Origin of the sequence: Kitasatospora sp. NPDC048286 (assembly GCF_043201735.1) — a bacterium.
GTDB lineage: Bacteria > Actinomycetota > Actinomycetes > Streptomycetales > Streptomycetaceae > Kitasatospora.
Map to the genome: position 1 here is coordinate 295,546 of NZ_JBICZE010000009.1, position 16,681 is coordinate 312,226.

At 75.2% G+C, this 16,681-nt stretch carries 12 protein-coding genes; 5 read left to right on the forward strand and 7 right to left on the reverse strand.

The features are described 5' to 3' along the window. Positions 1-145: 145 nt before the first annotated feature. Entirely contained in the window at positions 146-1,408 is a 1,263-nt protein-coding gene (locus ACGF13_RS23460; protein ID WP_392878107.1) for an MFS transporter, read from the reverse strand. Between the two features lie 791 nt (positions 1,409-2,199). Between ACGF13_RS23460 and ACGF13_RS23465 the strand changes: the two genes are divergently transcribed. The 3 genes from ACGF13_RS23465 (at position 2,200) to ACGF13_RS23475 (ending at position 6,130) form a co-directional block, all read left to right on the forward strand. Further along, positions 2,200-4,299, forward strand: coding sequence for a molybdopterin cofactor-binding domain-containing protein (locus tag ACGF13_RS23465; protein WP_392878108.1), 2,100 nt, complete (start codon positions 2,200-2,202; stop codon positions 4,297-4,299). A gap of 41 nt (positions 4,300-4,340) precedes the next feature. Continuing rightward, positions 4,341-4,808: a (2Fe-2S)-binding protein gene (locus tag ACGF13_RS23470; RefSeq protein ID WP_392878110.1), complete on the forward strand. Its 468-nt coding sequence runs from the start codon at positions 4,341-4,343 to the stop codon at positions 4,806-4,808. Between the two features lie 146 nt (positions 4,809-4,954). After that, positions 4,955-6,130: an alpha/beta hydrolase gene (locus tag ACGF13_RS23475; RefSeq protein WP_392878112.1), complete on the forward strand. Its 1,176-nt coding sequence runs from the start codon at positions 4,955-4,957 to the stop codon at positions 6,128-6,130. Positions 6,131-6,280: 150 nt separating this feature from the next. Here the strand turns inward: ACGF13_RS23475 and ACGF13_RS23480 are convergent, their stop codons facing one another. From ACGF13_RS23480 to ACGF13_RS23505, 6 genes are all read right to left on the reverse strand, one after another. Next, positions 6,281-6,886: a TIGR03086 family metal-binding protein gene (locus ACGF13_RS23480; RefSeq protein WP_392878114.1), complete on the reverse strand. Its 606-nt coding sequence runs from the start codon at positions 6,884-6,886 to the stop codon at positions 6,281-6,283. A 153-nt stretch (positions 6,887-7,039) separates the two neighbouring features. Continuing rightward, entirely contained in the window at positions 7,040-7,804 is a 765-nt protein-coding gene (locus ACGF13_RS23485) for an SDR family NAD(P)-dependent oxidoreductase (protein WP_392878215.1), read from the reverse strand. A gap of 538 nt (positions 7,805-8,342) precedes the next feature. After that, positions 8,343-9,104, reverse strand: coding sequence for a transglycosylase family protein (locus tag ACGF13_RS23490; RefSeq protein WP_392878116.1), 762 nt, complete (start codon positions 9,102-9,104; stop codon positions 8,343-8,345). A 556-nt stretch (positions 9,105-9,660) separates the two neighbouring features. Beyond that, a complete protein-coding gene (locus ACGF13_RS23495; RefSeq protein ID WP_392878217.1) occupies positions 9,661-10,329 on the reverse strand; it encodes a response regulator in 669 nt (222 codons plus the stop codon). Between the two features lie 171 nt (positions 10,330-10,500). Further along, the gene (locus ACGF13_RS23500; RefSeq protein WP_392878117.1) at positions 10,501-12,162 is read right to left on the reverse strand and encodes a sensor histidine kinase; all 1,662 of its coding nucleotides are present in this window, start codon (positions 12,160-12,162) and stop codon (positions 10,501-10,503) included. A 110-nt stretch (positions 12,163-12,272) separates the two neighbouring features. Further along, positions 12,273-14,801 (reverse strand): SpoIIE family protein phosphatase, encoded by a 2,529-nt coding sequence (locus ACGF13_RS23505; protein ID WP_392878119.1) that lies wholly within the window; start codon positions 14,799-14,801, stop codon positions 12,273-12,275. 94 nt (positions 14,802-14,895) lie between these two features. On the opposite strand from ACGF13_RS23505, the gene ACGF13_RS23510 reads away from it, so the two are divergent. Both ACGF13_RS23510 and ACGF13_RS23515 read left to right on the forward strand, forming a co-directional pair. Further along, positions 14,896-15,228 (forward strand): DUF4326 domain-containing protein, encoded by a 333-nt coding sequence (locus ACGF13_RS23510; protein WP_392878121.1) that lies wholly within the window; start codon positions 14,896-14,898, stop codon positions 15,226-15,228. Positions 15,229-15,337: 109 nt separating this feature from the next. Further along, on the forward strand, positions 15,338-16,651 hold the full coding sequence (locus tag ACGF13_RS23515; RefSeq protein ID WP_392878123.1) for a PQQ-binding-like beta-propeller repeat protein: 1,314 nt from the start codon (positions 15,338-15,340) through the stop codon (positions 16,649-16,651). The last annotated feature ends 30 nt before the right edge of the window (positions 16,652-16,681 follow it).

Consider the following 16,681-nt stretch of genomic DNA (forward strand, 5'->3'; position numbering starts at 1 on the left):
CGGGGCCACCGGGTTTCCGGCCCGCCGTCGGACCGGCCCTCCCGGGGCGCGCGGTGGCCGTCCGGGCCCAGGCGGCGGCCGACGCGGGCGAGGTCAGGCGGCCAGCGGCACGGGCGGGCTCAGGCGGCCGGCGGCACGGGCGGGCTCAGACGGCCGCCGCGACCACCGTCGACGGTGACACCGGGTGACCGCGGTCGCGCGCCGCCCAGCGGGCGACCGGCCCCATCGCGTACCCCGCCGCGAGGAACGCCCCGCCCAGGACCAGCCAGCCGACCAGGCCCCCGTCCAGCAGCAGTGTGGTGAGCAGCAACGGCCCGAGGGTACGGGCGACGGCGACGCCGGTGCCGAAGAAGCCCTGGTACTGACCGATCCGCCCGGGCGGGGCGAGGTCGAAGGCGATCTGCCAGCTGCCGGCCGACTGCCGCATCTCCCCGGCCACCTGGAGGACGGAGGCCGCGACCAGCAGCGCGCCGACCGTCCAGACCGGCACGTCCAGCGCGGACAGTCCGAAGACGGCGCAGGAGGCGAGCAGCAGCAGCCCGGCGGAACGGACGGCCCGGGCGGCCGGGGCCAGTCCGGTGACGCCGCGTGCCGCCCGGACCTGGAAGGCCAGTACCGCGAGGGTGTTGAGCACGAACAGCGCCGAGCCGAGCCAGCCGATCCCGGGGGCGCGCGCGGCGATCCAGAGCGGGATGATCAGGCTGAGCAGCGGCATCCGCAGCAGCAGGACGGCGTTGACGGCCGTGACGGCGGCGTACCGGCGGTCGCGCAGTACGGCGAGGCGCGGCCCGGCGTCCGAGGACCCTGCCGCGGGCGGGGCTTCGGGCAGCCGCCGCAGGACCAGCGCGGCGAGCAGGAAGCCGAGCGCGGTGACCGCGAAGGCGGCCAGGTACGCGGCGCGGGTGCCCAGGCCGAGCGCGATGCCGCCGATCGCCGCGCCGACGGCCAGTCCGCCGTTGAGGGTGGACTGGATGTGGGCGAGCAGCGCGGTCCGCTGCGCGGGCGGCACCAGCGCGGCGACCAGTGCCTGCCGGGCGGCGGTCAGGCCGGACTGCGCGGTGGCGTAGAGGCAGACCGCGAGCAGGAACAGCGGGTAGGAGCGGATCACCAGGAAGGCGGTGACCACGGCCGCCGTGCCCAGCGCGAGCGCCACCGAGGTGCGGCGCGGGCCGCGCCGGTCGGCGAGGTGCCCGAGCGGGACGCCGGCCAGGGAGCCGAGCGCCCAGGCGAGGGTGAGGCCGATTCCGAGGGCGGTCGGCGACATCCCGACGACCCTGGTGAAGTAGAGCGCGGAGCAGGTGTAGTAGGCGCCGTCGCCCACGGCGGCGGCCAACTGGGCGGCCGCGAGGGTCCGCTGGGGCCCGGCGGGCGGCAGGGCGCCCGGGCGGGCGGCTCGTTCGGTCGGCATGTCCTCTTCCTTCTCGTGTCTGCGGTCACCACCCGTCCGGGCCGGACGGGAGGGCCGGTCACCCACACGCGTCCACCTGTGTAAACGACTTCACGGACCGTCACCCCTACTCGCGACCGCCGGATGGGCGGCGCGCGGAGCAGCTCTTCGCGACCGCGGCTCCGGCGCTCCCCCACCCTAGGAGAGAACCGGCCCAGTGGACCGGTCCAGTGATCAAGGAATTTCCTGGGCCAATCCGGCACGCCGCCGCACCGTCGACCGACCCCTGAACCCGCGTGCGAGGGGCTCCAGTTGGCGCCTCCGAGCCCTTCGAAGCGGTCCCGCCCCGGCCGCGCCCGCGCCGGTGAAGCGCCGTCCGTACCCGCTCCGAATCCGGCTCCGCCGAGCGCTGCAAAACCGCGATCGGACAGACCAGGGGCCAACTTTGACCGTGTTGACCCGTCAGTAGCGCCCTTTTATGCTCAACGGCGTTCGCGATCCGGCACCGGGCCGGGGCCGCCCAGCCCGCCCGTTCCGTCGCCGTCTCCGGTCCGAAGGGTGGCCTCCCCATCAGCACCTCCATCGCGCCCTCGGACTCCACCGACCGACCCGACGGCCCCGGGCACCCGCACACCCACCCCGCCGACGCTCCGGACGCCCCGGCGTCGGACGGCGGCACCCGCCGACGGCGCTTCCTCACCTACCTGCTGGCCGCACCCACCCTCACCGTCGCCGCCGGCCTCGGCCTCGACACCGCCGCGCCCGCCACCGCAGCGGCCGCCGCCCCGACGCCCGTCCCGCCCGCCGCCGCCGTGACCGCCGTACCGGTCCGCGAGACGGCCCTCCCCCAGCAGCTGATCGGGCTGCCCGGCATCCCGGACATCGTCGACCTCGGCGACGCGATGATCATCGCCGGACTGCCGACCGCCCACCTGCTGGTCCTCGAGGTCACGGCCGACGGCCGCGCCGCACTCCACCTGCCCCGGCTGGAGGTCGGCCAGGGCCTCACCACCGCGATCGCCATGATCGTCGCCGAGGAGCTCGACGCCCGGCTCTCCGACGTCGACGTCCCGCTCTCCGACGCCCGCCCCGAACTGCTCTTCAACCAGCTGACCGGCGGCTCCAACTCGATCCGCTCGCTGTACGACCCGGTGCGCGCCGCGGCCGCCGCCGCCCGGGCCCGACTGGTGACCGCCGCCGCCAAGCGCTGGAACGTTCCCGCGGCCACCCTGCGCACCGCCGACTCCGCCGTCCTCGCCCCCGACGGCCGCCGCCTCGGCTACGGCGACCTCGCCGCCGAGGCGGCCCGCGTCGCCGTGCCCGCCGTCCCGGCCGTCCCCAAGACCGCCGACCAGCTGCGCCTGGTGGGCAGGCCGACCGGCCGGATCGACGCCCGCGACATCGTCACCGGCCGGGCCAAGTACGCCGGGGACCTCCAGGTCCCGGGCGCCGTGCCCACCGTGGTCGCCCGCCCCACCACCGTGGGCGGCACCCTCAAGTCCCTGGACGCCTCCGCCGCCCGCACCATGCCCGGCGTCCTCGGCGTGGTGCGGATCCCGACCGGTGTCGCCGTCCTCGCCGAGACCTTCGACCAGGCGCTCAAGGCCCGCGACGCGCTGGTCACCACCTGGAACCCGGGCCCGGTCGCCGGCCTGTCCGACGCCGACGTACGGTCCAAGCTGCGGGCCGCCCACCTGCCGTCCCTCCCGCCGCCACTGCTCTCCCACCGGGTGGAGGGGGAGTTCGACTTCGCCTTCGTCAACCACGCCCCGATGGAGGTGCTCACCGCCGTCGCCGACGTCCGGCCGAACCGCGCCGAACTGTGGTTCGCCGCGCAGAGCCCGATCCTCGCCCAGGGCACCATCGCCAGGGAACTCGGCCTGCCGGAGAACGCCGTCACCGTCCACGTGGTGCGCGGCGGCGGCTCGTTCGGCCGCCGGCTGTTCTTCGACGCCGCCCTGGAGGCCGCCCAGGTCTCCAAGGCCGCCGGCCGCCCGGTCAAGCTGATGTGGACCCGCAACGACGACATGCGCCACGGCCGGGTGCGCCCCGCCAGCCACCACGTCATCCGGGCCACCTACGGCCTCGGCCAGGTGTTCAGCTGGGAGCACCACGTGGCCAGCGTCCGGACCGACCTCGGGCACGGCCTCGGCGACATGCTCACCGCCGCCGGCTACAACCTCCCGCTGGCCGGGCTCACCGCCTCCGAACTCTTCTTCCTGCTCACCGAGAAGATCCCGTACGACGTCGGCGTCCCCACCCAGCTGCTCGCCGAGCTGCCGCTGGAACTGCACACCGGCAGCTGGCGCTCGGTCTACTCGGGCACCGTCCGGGTCTCCGACGAGATCATGATGGACGAACTCGCCCGCGCGATGGGCCAGGACGAACTCTCCTTCCGCCGCGGCCGGATGCGCAGTGCCGCCGGACGGGCCGTGCTGGACGAGCTCGCCAGGCGCGGCAACTGGGGCCGCCCGATGCCCCCCGGCCAGGCCCAGGGCATCGGCTACCACGACGAGCACAGCGCCTGCGTCGCCTACCTGGTCGAGCTGGACGCCACCGACCGCGCCAACCCGCGGGTCACCAAGGCCGTCGTCGTCGCCGACGTCGGCCGGGTGATCAACCCCAGAGGTCTGGAGGCCCAGCTGACCGGCGCGCTGGTCGACGGCATCTCGGTGATCCTCCAGGCCGGCAACCACCTGGACAACGGGGCCTTCCGGGAGGGCAGTTACGGCGACTTCCACTACGCCCGGCAGCGGCACACCCCGCCGGTGGTCGAGATCCACCTGATGCCGCCGAGCGGACAGCCCGGCGGCGCGGGCGAACTCGGCGTCCCGGCCGCCTCCGCCGCCGTCGCCAACGCCTACGCCCGGGCGACCGGCACCAGTCCGCGCTCCTTCCCGATCAACTTCTGACCACCGGCTCCTGACCACCAGCTGAGGAATCCCGACTCCCCATGCCCACCCACACCTTCGTCCTCAACGGGAAGCCCGTCACCGTCGAGGCCCCGGACGACATGCCGCTGCTCTGGGTCCTGCGCGACAAGCTCGGCGTCACCGGCCCCAAGTACGGCTGCGGGGTGGGCGTCTGCCGCGCCTGCACCAGCCACCTGGACGGCCAGGAGTTCCAGCCCTGCACCCGGTCCGTCAAGGACTGCGGGGGCCACACCGTCACCACCATCGAGGGCCTGGCCGACGGCGAGGTGCTGCACCCCGTCCAGGAAGCCTGGCTCGCCTGCGACGTCGCCCAGTGCGGCTTCTGCCAGCCGGGCCAGATCATGACCGCCGTCGCCCTGCTGCGCCGCACCCCGAACCCGACGGACGCGGACATCGACCAGATCCAGAACATCTGCCGCTGCGGCACCTACCCGCGCATCCGCGAGGCGATCAAGCAGGCCGCCGCCCGACAGGGCGCCAAGCCCTGACACGGGCGGCACGTCCTGACGCGGGCAGCAAATCCCGAGCGGGCGGCACGTTTTGAGCGGGCGCAAGCCGCTCGGCACCCTGGCCACACCGGTCCGGACCGCCTAGGCTGGCCGGACCCAGTCGCCGAGCCGCGCGAGGTTGACGCATGATCAGGCGCCGTTCACTGCTCACCCTCGCCGGCCTGGGCGGGGCCGCCGCCCTGCTGCCCGCCGGGCCTGCCCTGGCCGCCCCGGCTGCCCCTGCCGCCCAGGCCGCCCCGGCCGCCCCAGCGCGCGCCATCGACCTGCCCGCACCCACCGTCGGCCGGCCGGTCGGCACCACCAGCCTGCACCTGGTCGACCACGGCCGCCTCGACCCGTTCGCGCCCGTCCCCGGCCCGCGCGAACTGATGGTGCAGCTCTGGTACCCGGCTCGCGGCACCGCCGGCCGGCCCCGCGCGCCCTACATCACCCCGCGGGTCGCGGCCGCGATCGAGCGGATCCTGCCGCTGGACCCGGGCACCCTCGCCCTGCTCCGCCCCACCGCCCTCGCCGACGCCCCCGCCCACCCCGGCCCGCTCCCCCTGCTGCTGCTCGGCCACGGCCGCGGCGGCACACGCAGCAACTGCACCGCACTGGCCGAGGAGTTGGCCGCGCACGGCTACCTCGTCGCGGCCGTCGACCACACCTACGACGCCGCCGCCGTCGAGTTCCCGGACGGCCGGCTGGTGCTCGGGGCCCTGCCGGAGAACCCGCCGGACCGGGACGCCGCCGAACGCAAGGAGATCGCCGCGCGGGTCGGCGACCTGCGCTTCGTCACCGACGAACTGACCGGGGGCCGGCTGCCCTTCCGGGTCGACGAAGAGCGGATCGGCGTGCTCGGCCACTCCATGGGCGGAGCCGCGGCCGCCGAGGCCCTGCGCCAGGACCCGCGCCTGCGGATCGGCCTCGACCTCGACGGCGGCCTGTTCGGCTCCCCCGTCCCCGACCTCGGACTGGACCGGCCGTTCCTGCTGCTCACCTCGATCGACGACCACGACACCTGGCAGCGCTGGCGCGAACACCACCACGCCTGGGGCCGCCAGCTGCGCACCCTGGGCGCGGGCCACCTCAGCTTCACCGACCTGCCGCACGCCGCCGCCCCCGGCCACCTCGCCGACCACCTCCCCGCCGAAACCTACGCCGGCCTGCTCGGCACCCTCGCCCCGACCCGCGCCACCGCGCTCACCCGCAGCTACGTCCGGGCCTTCGCCGACCGCTTCCTGCGCGACCGCCCCACCCCGCTCCTCGACGGCCCGTCGCCGCGCCACCCGGAGATCGAGTTCCGCTGGAGCCGCGGGTAGGGGCCGTCTCGCCGATCGTTCCCGGGCCCGCGACACTCCCCCGGCCTTCGGGCCGGGAAGTACCCCACCTCAGCCCTGCGATGCACGCACCCCATGGCCGCGCCCTGGTCCGAGTCGATCGACAAGACGGGCCCTGGGCACGATCACGCCCTAACCCGACGGGTACTCCGCCGGGTCGCGACCGAAGAAGGCGGCGAGCCGGTCGTACGCCGGGGCGTCCTCGGGGGCGGCGACGGCGGGGCCGAACGCGTGGTGTTCCTCCTCGGCACCGCGGCACTCGGGCTTGAGCGCGCCGCCGGCCCAGGCGAGCGCCGCGTGTGCGACCTCGTGGTCCAGGCCCTCGGTGGACTGGCCGCTGGCGCGGGCCAAGTCCCAGCCGTGGACGGCGAATTCGGCGATCTGCTGGTCCACCGGGAAGCGGGCCGGGAGGGTGCCGACGCCGGGGACCTCCAGGGTGCCTCCGAGGTCGCCGGCCGCGCGCCAGGCGTCGACCAGTTCCTCCGCCCCGGCCTCGAAGGCGTGCAGCCAGTCCTCCTCGACCCGGTCGAAGGGCTGCGACCAGTCCGGCTGCCCGCCCTTCGCCCGTACGGTGAACTGCCGCAGGTCGTGCAGGAGGTGGCTGACCAGGTCGCCGACGTCCCACGAGCGGCAGGGCGTCGGGTGGCCGGCCAGCTCGACACCGGTGCCGTCGATCAGTCCAGCGGTCTGCGCGAGGGCCCGGGCGAGCAGCTCGATCGGGTCTTCCGCTGCGGTCATGGCACACCTCTCGGTACGGGGTCCCGGTGCGGGAGCGCGGGTCGTGCCGGGTGATCGTAAGCGCGGGCGCCGACCACCGCCCGCCACGACACCGCACCCGCCGTCACCGGGCCGGCCTCCACCGGGCCCCGTCACCGGGCCCGCCGCCGGGCGTCAGGCCGCGAAGCCGCCGTCCACCGCCAGCTCCGCGCCGGTGACGTACCGGCCGTCCGCGCCGACCAGGTAGGCGACGGCGCCGGCGACCTCCGCCCCGGTACCGAAGCGGCCGAGCGCGGTGAGTCCGCTCTGGAGCTCCGCCGCCGGGCCGTCGACCGGGTTCATGTCGGTGTCGATCGGCCCGGGGTGGACCAGGTTGGCGGTGATCCCGCGCGGGCCGAGCTCCCGGGCCAGCGCCTTGGTCAGGCCGGTCAGCGCGGCCTTGCTGGTGGCGTACAGCGTGGCGCCGGGGAAGGCGACGCGCTGGGCGATGCAGCTGCCGATGGTGACGATCCGCCCGCCCTCGGCCAGGTGCGCGGAGGCCGCCCTGGCGTACAGGAAGGGCGCCCGGACGTTCACCTCCAGCACCCGGTCGACGTCCTCCAGCGTGAAGTCGCCGATCGGGCCGAGGGCGCCGACGCCGGCGTTGTTCACCAGGACGTCCAGTTTCCCGAACCGCTCGACGACGGCCTCGACCACGCTCTCCACCGCCTGCGGGTCGGAGCTGTCGGCCCGTACGGCCCAGCCGGTCCGCCCCATCGCGGTGATCTTGGCGACGACCTCCTCGGCCCGCTCCGCACCGCCCTGGTGGGTCAGCACCACGTGGGCACCGTCCTCGGCCAGCCGCAGGGCGACCGCCGCCCCGATCCCCCGGCTGCCGCCGGTCACCAGCGCCACCTTGCCGTCGACCCCGTCGATTCCCGCCGCACCGTTCATCGTCATCTCTCCAGAACTCCTCGTTCCGATCTCGGACATGACTCGATCCTGGTCCGAGGCGTTTCAAACCTCCGGCGGAAATCAGACGTTGCGTTCAACGTTCAACCATTTCTGGGGGCGCCCCGCACCCCGGCGTACGCGCCCGCCAGTGGCAGTACGAGCCGACCGCCGACTGTCCGGTGCGGTCGGGCCCGGCCGCCGGGTCGGCTCCGGAGCAGCCGAAGGGAAGCTCCGGCTCCCGCGCGCCGTCCAGGAGCAACAGGTGCCGCCGCGCACGGCACTCGAAGCCCGCCGCGCGCAGGGCCGCCACCACCGGACCATCAGCCGACGCCGGCGGCAGGCCGGACGACCGGCGCCCGCCCCGCGCGGGCACCCCCACCCCCGAACGGCCCGCCAACGGCCCGTAACGGGCGGTTGACGGGCCGTTGACGGGCCGTTGACGCACCGGAACCGGCCGAGCGGCCGCCCCCGTCCAGGGCGGCCGCTCGGCCGGTTCCGCAGGGCTCCGTCGGACGGCGGGCCTCCCGCCGGACGGTCGGCCCGGTCAGACCGTCAGCGTCTGGCCCGGGAAGATCAGGTCCGGGTCGCCACCGATGGTGCGCGCGTTCTTCCGGTACAGGCTGTCCGTGTCGGTGCCGAACTTGGCCGCGATCTCGCTGAGGGTGTCACCGCTCCGGACGGTGTAGCCGCCCGCGGCGGTGTTCTCCGGCGAGGCCGGCGCGGACTGCGCCGGCTTGGCCGAGGGCTGCCCCTTGGACGCCTGCTGGGTGGCGGCGGACTTGGCGGCAGACTTGGCGGCGGGCGCGGCGGGCGCGGCGGGCTTGGCCGCGGGCTTCGCCGCCTTGGTGGTCGGCTTGGCCGGCTTGGCCGCCGTGCCGCCCGAGGTGTCGACGGCGGCCGGAGCGCCGCCCTTGCCCAGACCCGCCTTCTGCGAGCAGACGGGCCAGGCGCCCGGGCCCTGCGAGGCGAGGACCTTCTCCGCGACGGCGATCTGCTGGTCCTTGCTCGCCTTGTTGGCCTGGGAGGCGTACGCGGTCCCGCCGTACGCGGCCCAGGTGGACGGGGCGAACTGCAGCCCCCCGTGGAAGCCGTTGCCGGTGCTGATGCTCCAGTTCCCGCCGCTCTCGCACTGGGCGACGGCGTCCCAGGTCGAGCCGGTAGCGGCGGAGGCCGAGGTGGCCGTGACGAGGCCGGCCACCGGCAGGGCCGCGACGGCGGCGCCCGCGATGACCGCCATCCGAACGCGGTGGCGCTTGACGGTGGCGGTGGTGTCGGTGGCAGCGGCGGTCTCGTGACGGGGATTCATACAGGTCCTCTCGACAAGTCCCGGGCGGGCATGCGGAACCAGGCCCGGGACATGGGCCGGCGGTCTTTTGCTCACCTCACTCGACGGGCGGCCGGACACGTGTCGGACGTGCCGTGCCGCCCCGGTCACCTCCGCACGCCGACGGCCTGTTCGAGCCGGCCTCGTCGGCGGGCACCGCCCTCGCGCCGCGGGTCAGTCGGCGGGCAGTGCGTCGGGGTGAACCCGGGTGGCGCTCGTTGCGCCGCCAATGAAGCTAGGGGGCATCACCCGGACGCAGCAAGCAATTCTTGGACCTCGCAGGTCAGTTGACTGTTACCGGCGGTATCGATCAAGAAATTGCGCCCGATTTGAAAGCTTTTGACCGTATTTTCTAGATCAAACGGTCAATTTTCGTGCCCTCGCTCACACCTATCCCTCCGAGAAAGCTGACACACCATCCACGCAGAGGAATCGCCGACTGACGCACCGTCACCACCGGAGCCGGAGTTCCCTGTTCCGCATGGCTGCCGAGTGGCATCCGTCACGCTCGACACGGAGGGCGAGTGAAAAATGACCCTCAGTTACGGCCGTCGAGCTCCGCATCCCGCGCCAGCAGCGCCGCCTGGACCCGGTTCTCGCAGCCCAGCTTGGCCAGGATCCGGCTGACGTAGGTCTTCACCGTCGCCTCGCTCATGTGGATCCGCGCCCCCGCGTCGGCGTTGGACAGACCCTCTCCGAGCAGCGCCAACACCTCCAGCTCACGCGGGGTGAGCACCTCCAGCCGGCGCCGCGCCGCCACCGCGCGGGCGGCCAGCGAGGCGCTGCGCCCGGAGGCCAGCGAGTCGACGATGTGCCGGGTGGCGGCCGGGGAGAGGAAGGCGTTCCCGCCCGCCGCCGCCCGGACGGCCTGGATCAGCTCGTTCGGCGCGGTGTCCTTGAGCAGGAAGCCGGCACCGCCCTCGGACACGGCGCGCAGGACGTTCTCGCGCTCCCCGAAGGTGGTGAGGATCAGCGCCCGCGCGCCGGGGGCGACCTTCGCCAGTTCCCCGAGTGCCGTCAGCCCGTCCATCACCGGCATCTGAATGTCCAGCAGCACCACGTCCACCCGGTGCGCCCGCGCGAGCTCCAGCGCCTCGCGCCCGTCCGCGGCCTCCGCGACCACCTCGATGTCGTCGGCGGATCCGAGGATCATCCTGATTCCGGCCCGGATCAGCGGCTCGTCGTCGGCGACGAGGACTCGGATCACGCTGGTCATTCCCCTCGAACGGTGCTCTTCGGCTGCGGCACCATCCTCACATCCCGGAGAGACCGCTCCGAACCACCCCGATCCGGACCGGCCCGCTCCGAAACCGGCCCGGCCCGACTCACCGGAGCAACCGCCCGCGCCACGGGAGCACCCGCCCGCGCACGGGGGCACTCAGCCCCGGGCGACGTACTCCTGTTTCTCCACCAACGCCCCGTCCCGGAAGCAGAATCGCGCCACGTGCTCCTCGTTCCAGCCGGCGCCGGGCGCACCGTTCAGGACGTACCAGCGGCAGTGCGCGCCCGCCGGCACCTCGGGCCCCGTCCCCTTATAGGTGTCGGTGAAGAAGTCGTTGCCGCGCGGCAGCGTCTGCATCACCTCGGCCTCGGTGGTGCCGACCCTGATCTGGTCGTACATCGGTTTCTGCACCGTCGCGTCGTTGGTGCCCCGGACGATGGCGACCACGCCCCAGACCAGCAGGCCGAGCACGATCACCACCACCGCGACCACCCCGAGGGCGCAGCCGATCGCCGGGCTGCGCCGCCCGCGCTCCGACTCCTCGACGGGCGGCAGCCCGTCCACCATCCAGTCCTCGGCCGCGTCCGCCGCCGCGTCCTGCTCCGCCCCCTCGTACGGCAGCACCCCCGCCAGCCGGAAGCCCTGCTCCGGCGTGGGCCCGGCGTGCACCATGCCGCCGACCAGCCGGGCGCGCTCCCGCAGGCCGGCCAGCCCCTGACCGCCGCTCACCGCCGCGCCCGCGCCGACACGTGACCCCACGAGCTCCGGCGCGCGGGCGTTGGTCACCTCCACCACCAGCGCGTCCGGCTCGTACCGCAGCGCGACGCCGATCGGCGCACCGGGCGCGTGCTTGTGGGCGTTGGTGAGCGCCTCCTGCACGATCCGGTACGCCGCGTGGTCGACGGCGGCCGACAGCGGACGCCGCTCGCCCTCCAGGGTGAAGTCGATCCGCGCCCCGGCCGACCGGGAGGACTCCACCAGCCCCTCGACCCCGTCCACCCCGCCGCGGGCCGGCGCCCCGGCGGCGGTCGTCCCGGCGGTGGGCGGCAGCGCCGTCGACTCGTCGTGCAACACCCCGACCACCTCGCGCAGCTCGCGCATCGCCGCGACCGCCGCCTGGCGCAGCACCCCGACGGCCTCGCGCTGCCGGTCGGTGAGCGTGCGGTCCACCTCCAGCGCGCCCGAGTGCACCGAGATCAGCGCCAGCTGGTGGCCCAGGCTGTCGTGCATGTCCTGGGCGATCCGGTGCCGCTCACGCAGCCGCGCCTGGTGCACCACCATGACCCGCTCGCGCAGCAGCTGCTCGTTGCGCTCGCGCAGCGCGTCCAGCAGGGCGCGGCGCTGCGCCCGGTAGCGGCCGTAGAGCGCCGGCAGCACGGCGGACACCAGGAAGAAGCCGAGCGACAGCGACAGGACGAACTTCGGCGAGAGCGAGGCGACGTCCTTCACCACGCCCGTCACCGTGAACAGCACCCAGCCGACGACGAAGGCGGCGACCAGCGACCAGACCCGGCGGATCCGCGCGCCGGCCGTCCAGCCCGCGCACACCAGCATCGGCATCGGCCCGACCGCCCAGCCGGCCAGCGCCGCGGTGGTGAGCAGTACGGTGGCCGGCAGGCCCTTGCGCAGGACGAACAGCACCGCGACGGCGAGACCGAAGGGCACCGCCAGGCCGCTGTTGGAGAGCAGCTCCAGCAGTGCGGCGAAACCGCCCATCAGCAGGGCGAGCACCGCCTCGCCCACCACCCGCCGGGGCCGCCAGGGCCCCGGCAGAGCCGTCCGTACCGCCGTGTTCCAGGCCCGCGCGATCGCTTCCACCCGTCGAGGCTATCGGTCCGGCCGCGGCGCCCGCCGTCCTCCTTCGTCTCCGCCCCGCAACGACGAAAGTCGCCTGGTCACGGTCGGCGGCCGCCCGGCCGTGGGCCGCATCAGCGGAAGGCCGTGAGCAGCAGCGCCACGTCGTCCACCCGGCGGGTCGAGCCGACCTCGCGCAGCAGCCGCTCGGCCGCCTGCTCCAGTCCCTCCCCGGCCGCGGCCCGGGCCAGCGCGGCCCGCAGCCGGTCCACGCCCTGGTCGATCGCCACCGCCGGGTCCTCCACCAGCCCGTCGGTGTAGAGGGCGAGCACGGCGCCGCTGCCCAGCCGCAGGTCGCTGACCGGGTAGTCGGCCCGCTCGACCACCCCGAGCAGCGGCCCGCCCGGGACGTACAGCGCCTCGGCCCGCCCGCCGGGGTGGCGCAGCACCGGCGGGAGGTGCCCGGCCCGGGCGATCCTGGCGAGGCCGGCGGCCGGGGTGAGCCGGACGAGGCAGCAGCTGGCGAGCAGCCCGGGGTCGAGGTCGAGCAGCAGCCGGTTGGTGCGGGCGAGCACCTCGTCGGGCGGGTCGCCGCCGGTGGCGAAGGCGCGCACGGCGCTGCGCAGCTGCCCCATGGTGGCGGCCGCGCCGACGCTGTGGCCCTCGACGTCGCCGATCACCAGGGTGACGTCCGGGCCGGTGACGATCGCGTCGTACCAGTCGCCGCCGATCTCCATGCCCTGGGTGCCGGGCAGGTAGCGGGCGGTGATCCGGATGCCGGGCACCTCGGGCAGCCGGTGCGGCAGCAGCGCCTGCTGCAGGCCGCGGGCCAGGGCGAACTCGGCGTCGTACAGCCGGGCGCGTTCCAGGGCCTGGGCGATGAAGCCGCCGAGCGCGGTGAGCAGGCCGCGCTCCTCGACGGTGAAGGGGCGCGGGCGCTCGAAGCCGATGATGCAGCTGCCGATCGGACGGCCGGAGGCGATGAGCGGCAGGAAGGCCCAGGCGCCCATCTCGTCCAGGGCGAGGCCGGGGTAGGTGGCGGCGAGTTCTCGCACCGACTCGAAGAAGATCGGGGTGCCGGTGCTGAGCGTCTCCGAGCCGGGCACCCGGGCGTCGATCGACAGACCCTCGAAGGCGTCCAGGAAGCCGGCCGGGTAGCCGGTCTGCAGGAGCAGGTTCAGGCACTGCTCGCGCACCGCGTAGATGGCGAGCTCCTGGCCGCCGCAGGCCGGCAGGATCTCCTCGGCCACCGCCCGGCACACGTCCCGGACGGTGACCGCCTCGGTGAGCGCGCTGGCCAGCTGCAGCAGGTGGTGGGTGCCGCTCACGCTGTCGCCCACCCCGGTGCGGGTGGCGGGCGGCGGGGTGACGATCGGCTCGTCGGCGCCCGGCGGCGCCTCGGCCGCGACCACCCGGCCGGTGACGCCGTGCGCGTCCGGGTAGAGCGAGAAGGCGAGCCAGCCGTCCGGCGGGCGGTCGGCCAGGAAGGCGGTGGGCTGCTGGGAGAACAGGGCGGCGCGGTAGCGGTTCTCATAGAAGGGGTCGGCGAGCCAGGGCAGCACGTCCCAGGGGCTGTGGCCGAGCAGGTCCTCGCGGCGGGCCCCGAGCAGCGGCTCGACGGCGCGGTTGGCGTAGCCGATCCGGCCGTCCGGGTCGAGCGAGAACACGCCCTCGTGCAGCCGCTCGACGGCGGCCGCGGCGGCGGTCAGGGACCGCACGTCCAGCACCGCGCCGACCAGGTGGGTCCGGCCGTCGGAGATCGCCACGGGCACCCGGGCCCACAGTTCCACCGGGTACGGCAGGCCGTCCCGCCCGAGCACCCGGACGCGGGCGGCCAGCACCTCGCCGTGCTCCAGCGCGACGCGGGCGGCGGCCCGGAACTCCGGCAGGTCGCCGGGCGCGATCCGGTGGTTCAGCGCGGCCACCGTGCCGTCGAACTCGCCCGGCCCGAAGCCGAAGATCTCCCGGAAGCGGTCGTCGGCGGCGAGCGCCCCGGTGGCCACGTTCCAGTCGAACAGCCCGACCCGGGTGGTCGGCACCGTCGACGACGGCGCCTCCACCACGGCCACCTCGCCGCCCGGCTCCACGGACTGTCCAGGTTCCGCCAACTCGGCCAGCTCCCGGCCGAGTTGGTCCGCCACCTCGGCGAGCTGCCGCGCGGCGGGCTCCGGCGGCCCCTCGTCCGAGGCGGGCCACAGCCCGCTCAGCACCCCGAACCGCTCCTCGCCGCACCCCACCGGCACACAGGCGGAGGCGAAGTCGTACGGCAGGCCGACCGCGAGCTGCGGGAAGCGCCGCATGGTGTCCTCGGTGTCGGTCAGGGTGATCACGTGCCCGGTCCGGAAGCAGACCGCGACCGGCATCGGCCCCGCGGCGGCCACCCGCCGGAACGGGCTCATCACCGTCGGCGGCACGCCCGCGATCGTGCGCAGCACCAGCGACCGGCGGTCCCGCGAGCGCAGGTACACCAGCGCCCCGTACGCCTCGGTGGTGCCGAGCACCCGGCGCACCGCCCCGGCGAACAGCTCGTCCCGCCGCTGCTCCGCCTGCCGGGCCGGGTCCCGGACGGACCGGCCCGGCTCCGCGCCGGCCCCGGGCCCCGGCGGCCGGTCGGGACCGGTCCGCGCACCAGGGGCCCCACCGGTCGCGTGCGGATGGCACATGCTCTTTTGCTACGCCCGGCCCGGAACGGTGTCAAGGCGAGTGCGCACCGGCCCCGAGCTGCCCCGGGGCCCGGCCTGCCCCAGCATGGACGGCATGCCGAGCGAATCCCGCCGCACCACCGTGGTCAACCTCAAGGGCCACCGCGACGACCCCGGGTACGAGGACGTCGTCTACGTCGGCCGCGCCATGCACCGCGGCGGCCGGCACCTGGCCGAGTCCCCGCTGCACTGCCCGTACCGCCCCGGGCCCGACCTCACCCGCGAGGAGATGGTCGTCAGGTACCGCGACCACCTGCTCGCCCGCCCCGAGCTGCTCGCCCTCGTCCCGCCCCTGCGCGGCCACCGCCTCGGCTGCTGGTGCGCCCCGCTCCCCTGCCACGCCGACGTCCTCGCCGACCTGGCGGACCACCCGCGGAAGAGGCACTGACACCGGGGGACGGGGCCGGGTCCGGTCGGCGGCCCGTCGACCGATTCCCGTTCGATATTCTCCGGGCGGGTGGCGGCGCGAGGCCGCCGGGTGGGGAAGTGGGAACCGCATGCAGTCGCCGTCGTCCGAGAAGTCCGCACACGGAACGTCGTGGCAGTGGGACGGGGAAACGGCGGGCGGCGAGGCCTCCGCGGACGTGGTCGCGGGCGGCGGGGAGCGTCTGCGGCCCAGCCGGCGCGGGCTGCTGGTCGGGGCCGGGGTGCTCGCGGCGGGCGGGGCCGCCTGGGCGCTCGGCCGTTCGGGTGGCGTCGGGGTGCTCCCGTCGCCGGGGCCGAGCAGGCCGCAGCCGACCGCGCTGTCCGGGCCGACGCCCCTCTGGACCTACCGCGGCCCGGAGGCGATGACCCCCGAACGGCTCACCGACCCGCCGCGCCGGCCCGTCTACCTCTCCAGGAGCGGCCTGCAGGTCCTCGACCAGGACCGGGGCACCGCCGGCCGGCTGCTGGTCTTCGATCCGCCGACCGCCCGCAACTGGCCCAGCGACAGCGACATGCTCGGCAAGGTGGTGTTCGGGCCGGAACACCTCTTCACCACCTACCAGGGCCACGCCGAGGCCCGGCACTTCACCGACCCCGCCGCCGACTGGAGCCTGCCGCTGCCCGACGAGCTCCAGGGCCAGACCCGGCTCGCCGGCCACGACCGCGGCATCCTCTACGGCTACTCGTGGGGCCGCCCGCGGGCCGACGGCACCCCGCCGCAGAACCACCTCTTCGCGCTGCGGGTCGCCGACCGCTCCGTGCTCTGGTCCGTCCGCACCGAACAGACGGAACAGCCCGTCACCCCCACGACCGACCCCAAGCACCCCCTCCTGGTCTGCGTCCGCTTCCTGGGCGGCCGCGCCGAGCTGGCGGCCCGCGACGCCCTCACCGGCCGCGAGCTGTGGACCGCCCCCGGCGAGGAGGACCTCCGCTGGTGCGTCACCGGCGCCGAGCGGATCTACGTCCCCGACGGCGGCGGCGGCGTGCGCATGCTGCTCCCCACCGGCGAGACGGGCTGGACCCACTCCCCCGCCCGGGGTGAGTCCTGGCGGGCCCTGCCGCCCGTGGAGTACAGCGGGCAGCTGCTCATCCCGCGCGACCAGGGCACCGTCACCGCCCACGACACGTGGTCCGGCGGGCAGAACTGGTCCTGCCGGCTGCCGTACCCGCTGGACCGCCGCAACCGTCCGCTGGTCGCCGAGCGCACCCTGTTCGTCCCGGGCACCGCGGCCGGCGGGGTCAGCGCGGTCGACACCACGGCCGGCGAGCTGGAGTGGACCTTCCACGACTCGGGCCCTGGCAAGGACGTCTGGACCGTCGCCGCCGACAAGGACCGCCTCTACGTCGGCCACGACGACATCCTGCACGCCCTCCCGCTGCGCTGAGCGCCGAGCACCCCGACGAGAACCACGCGC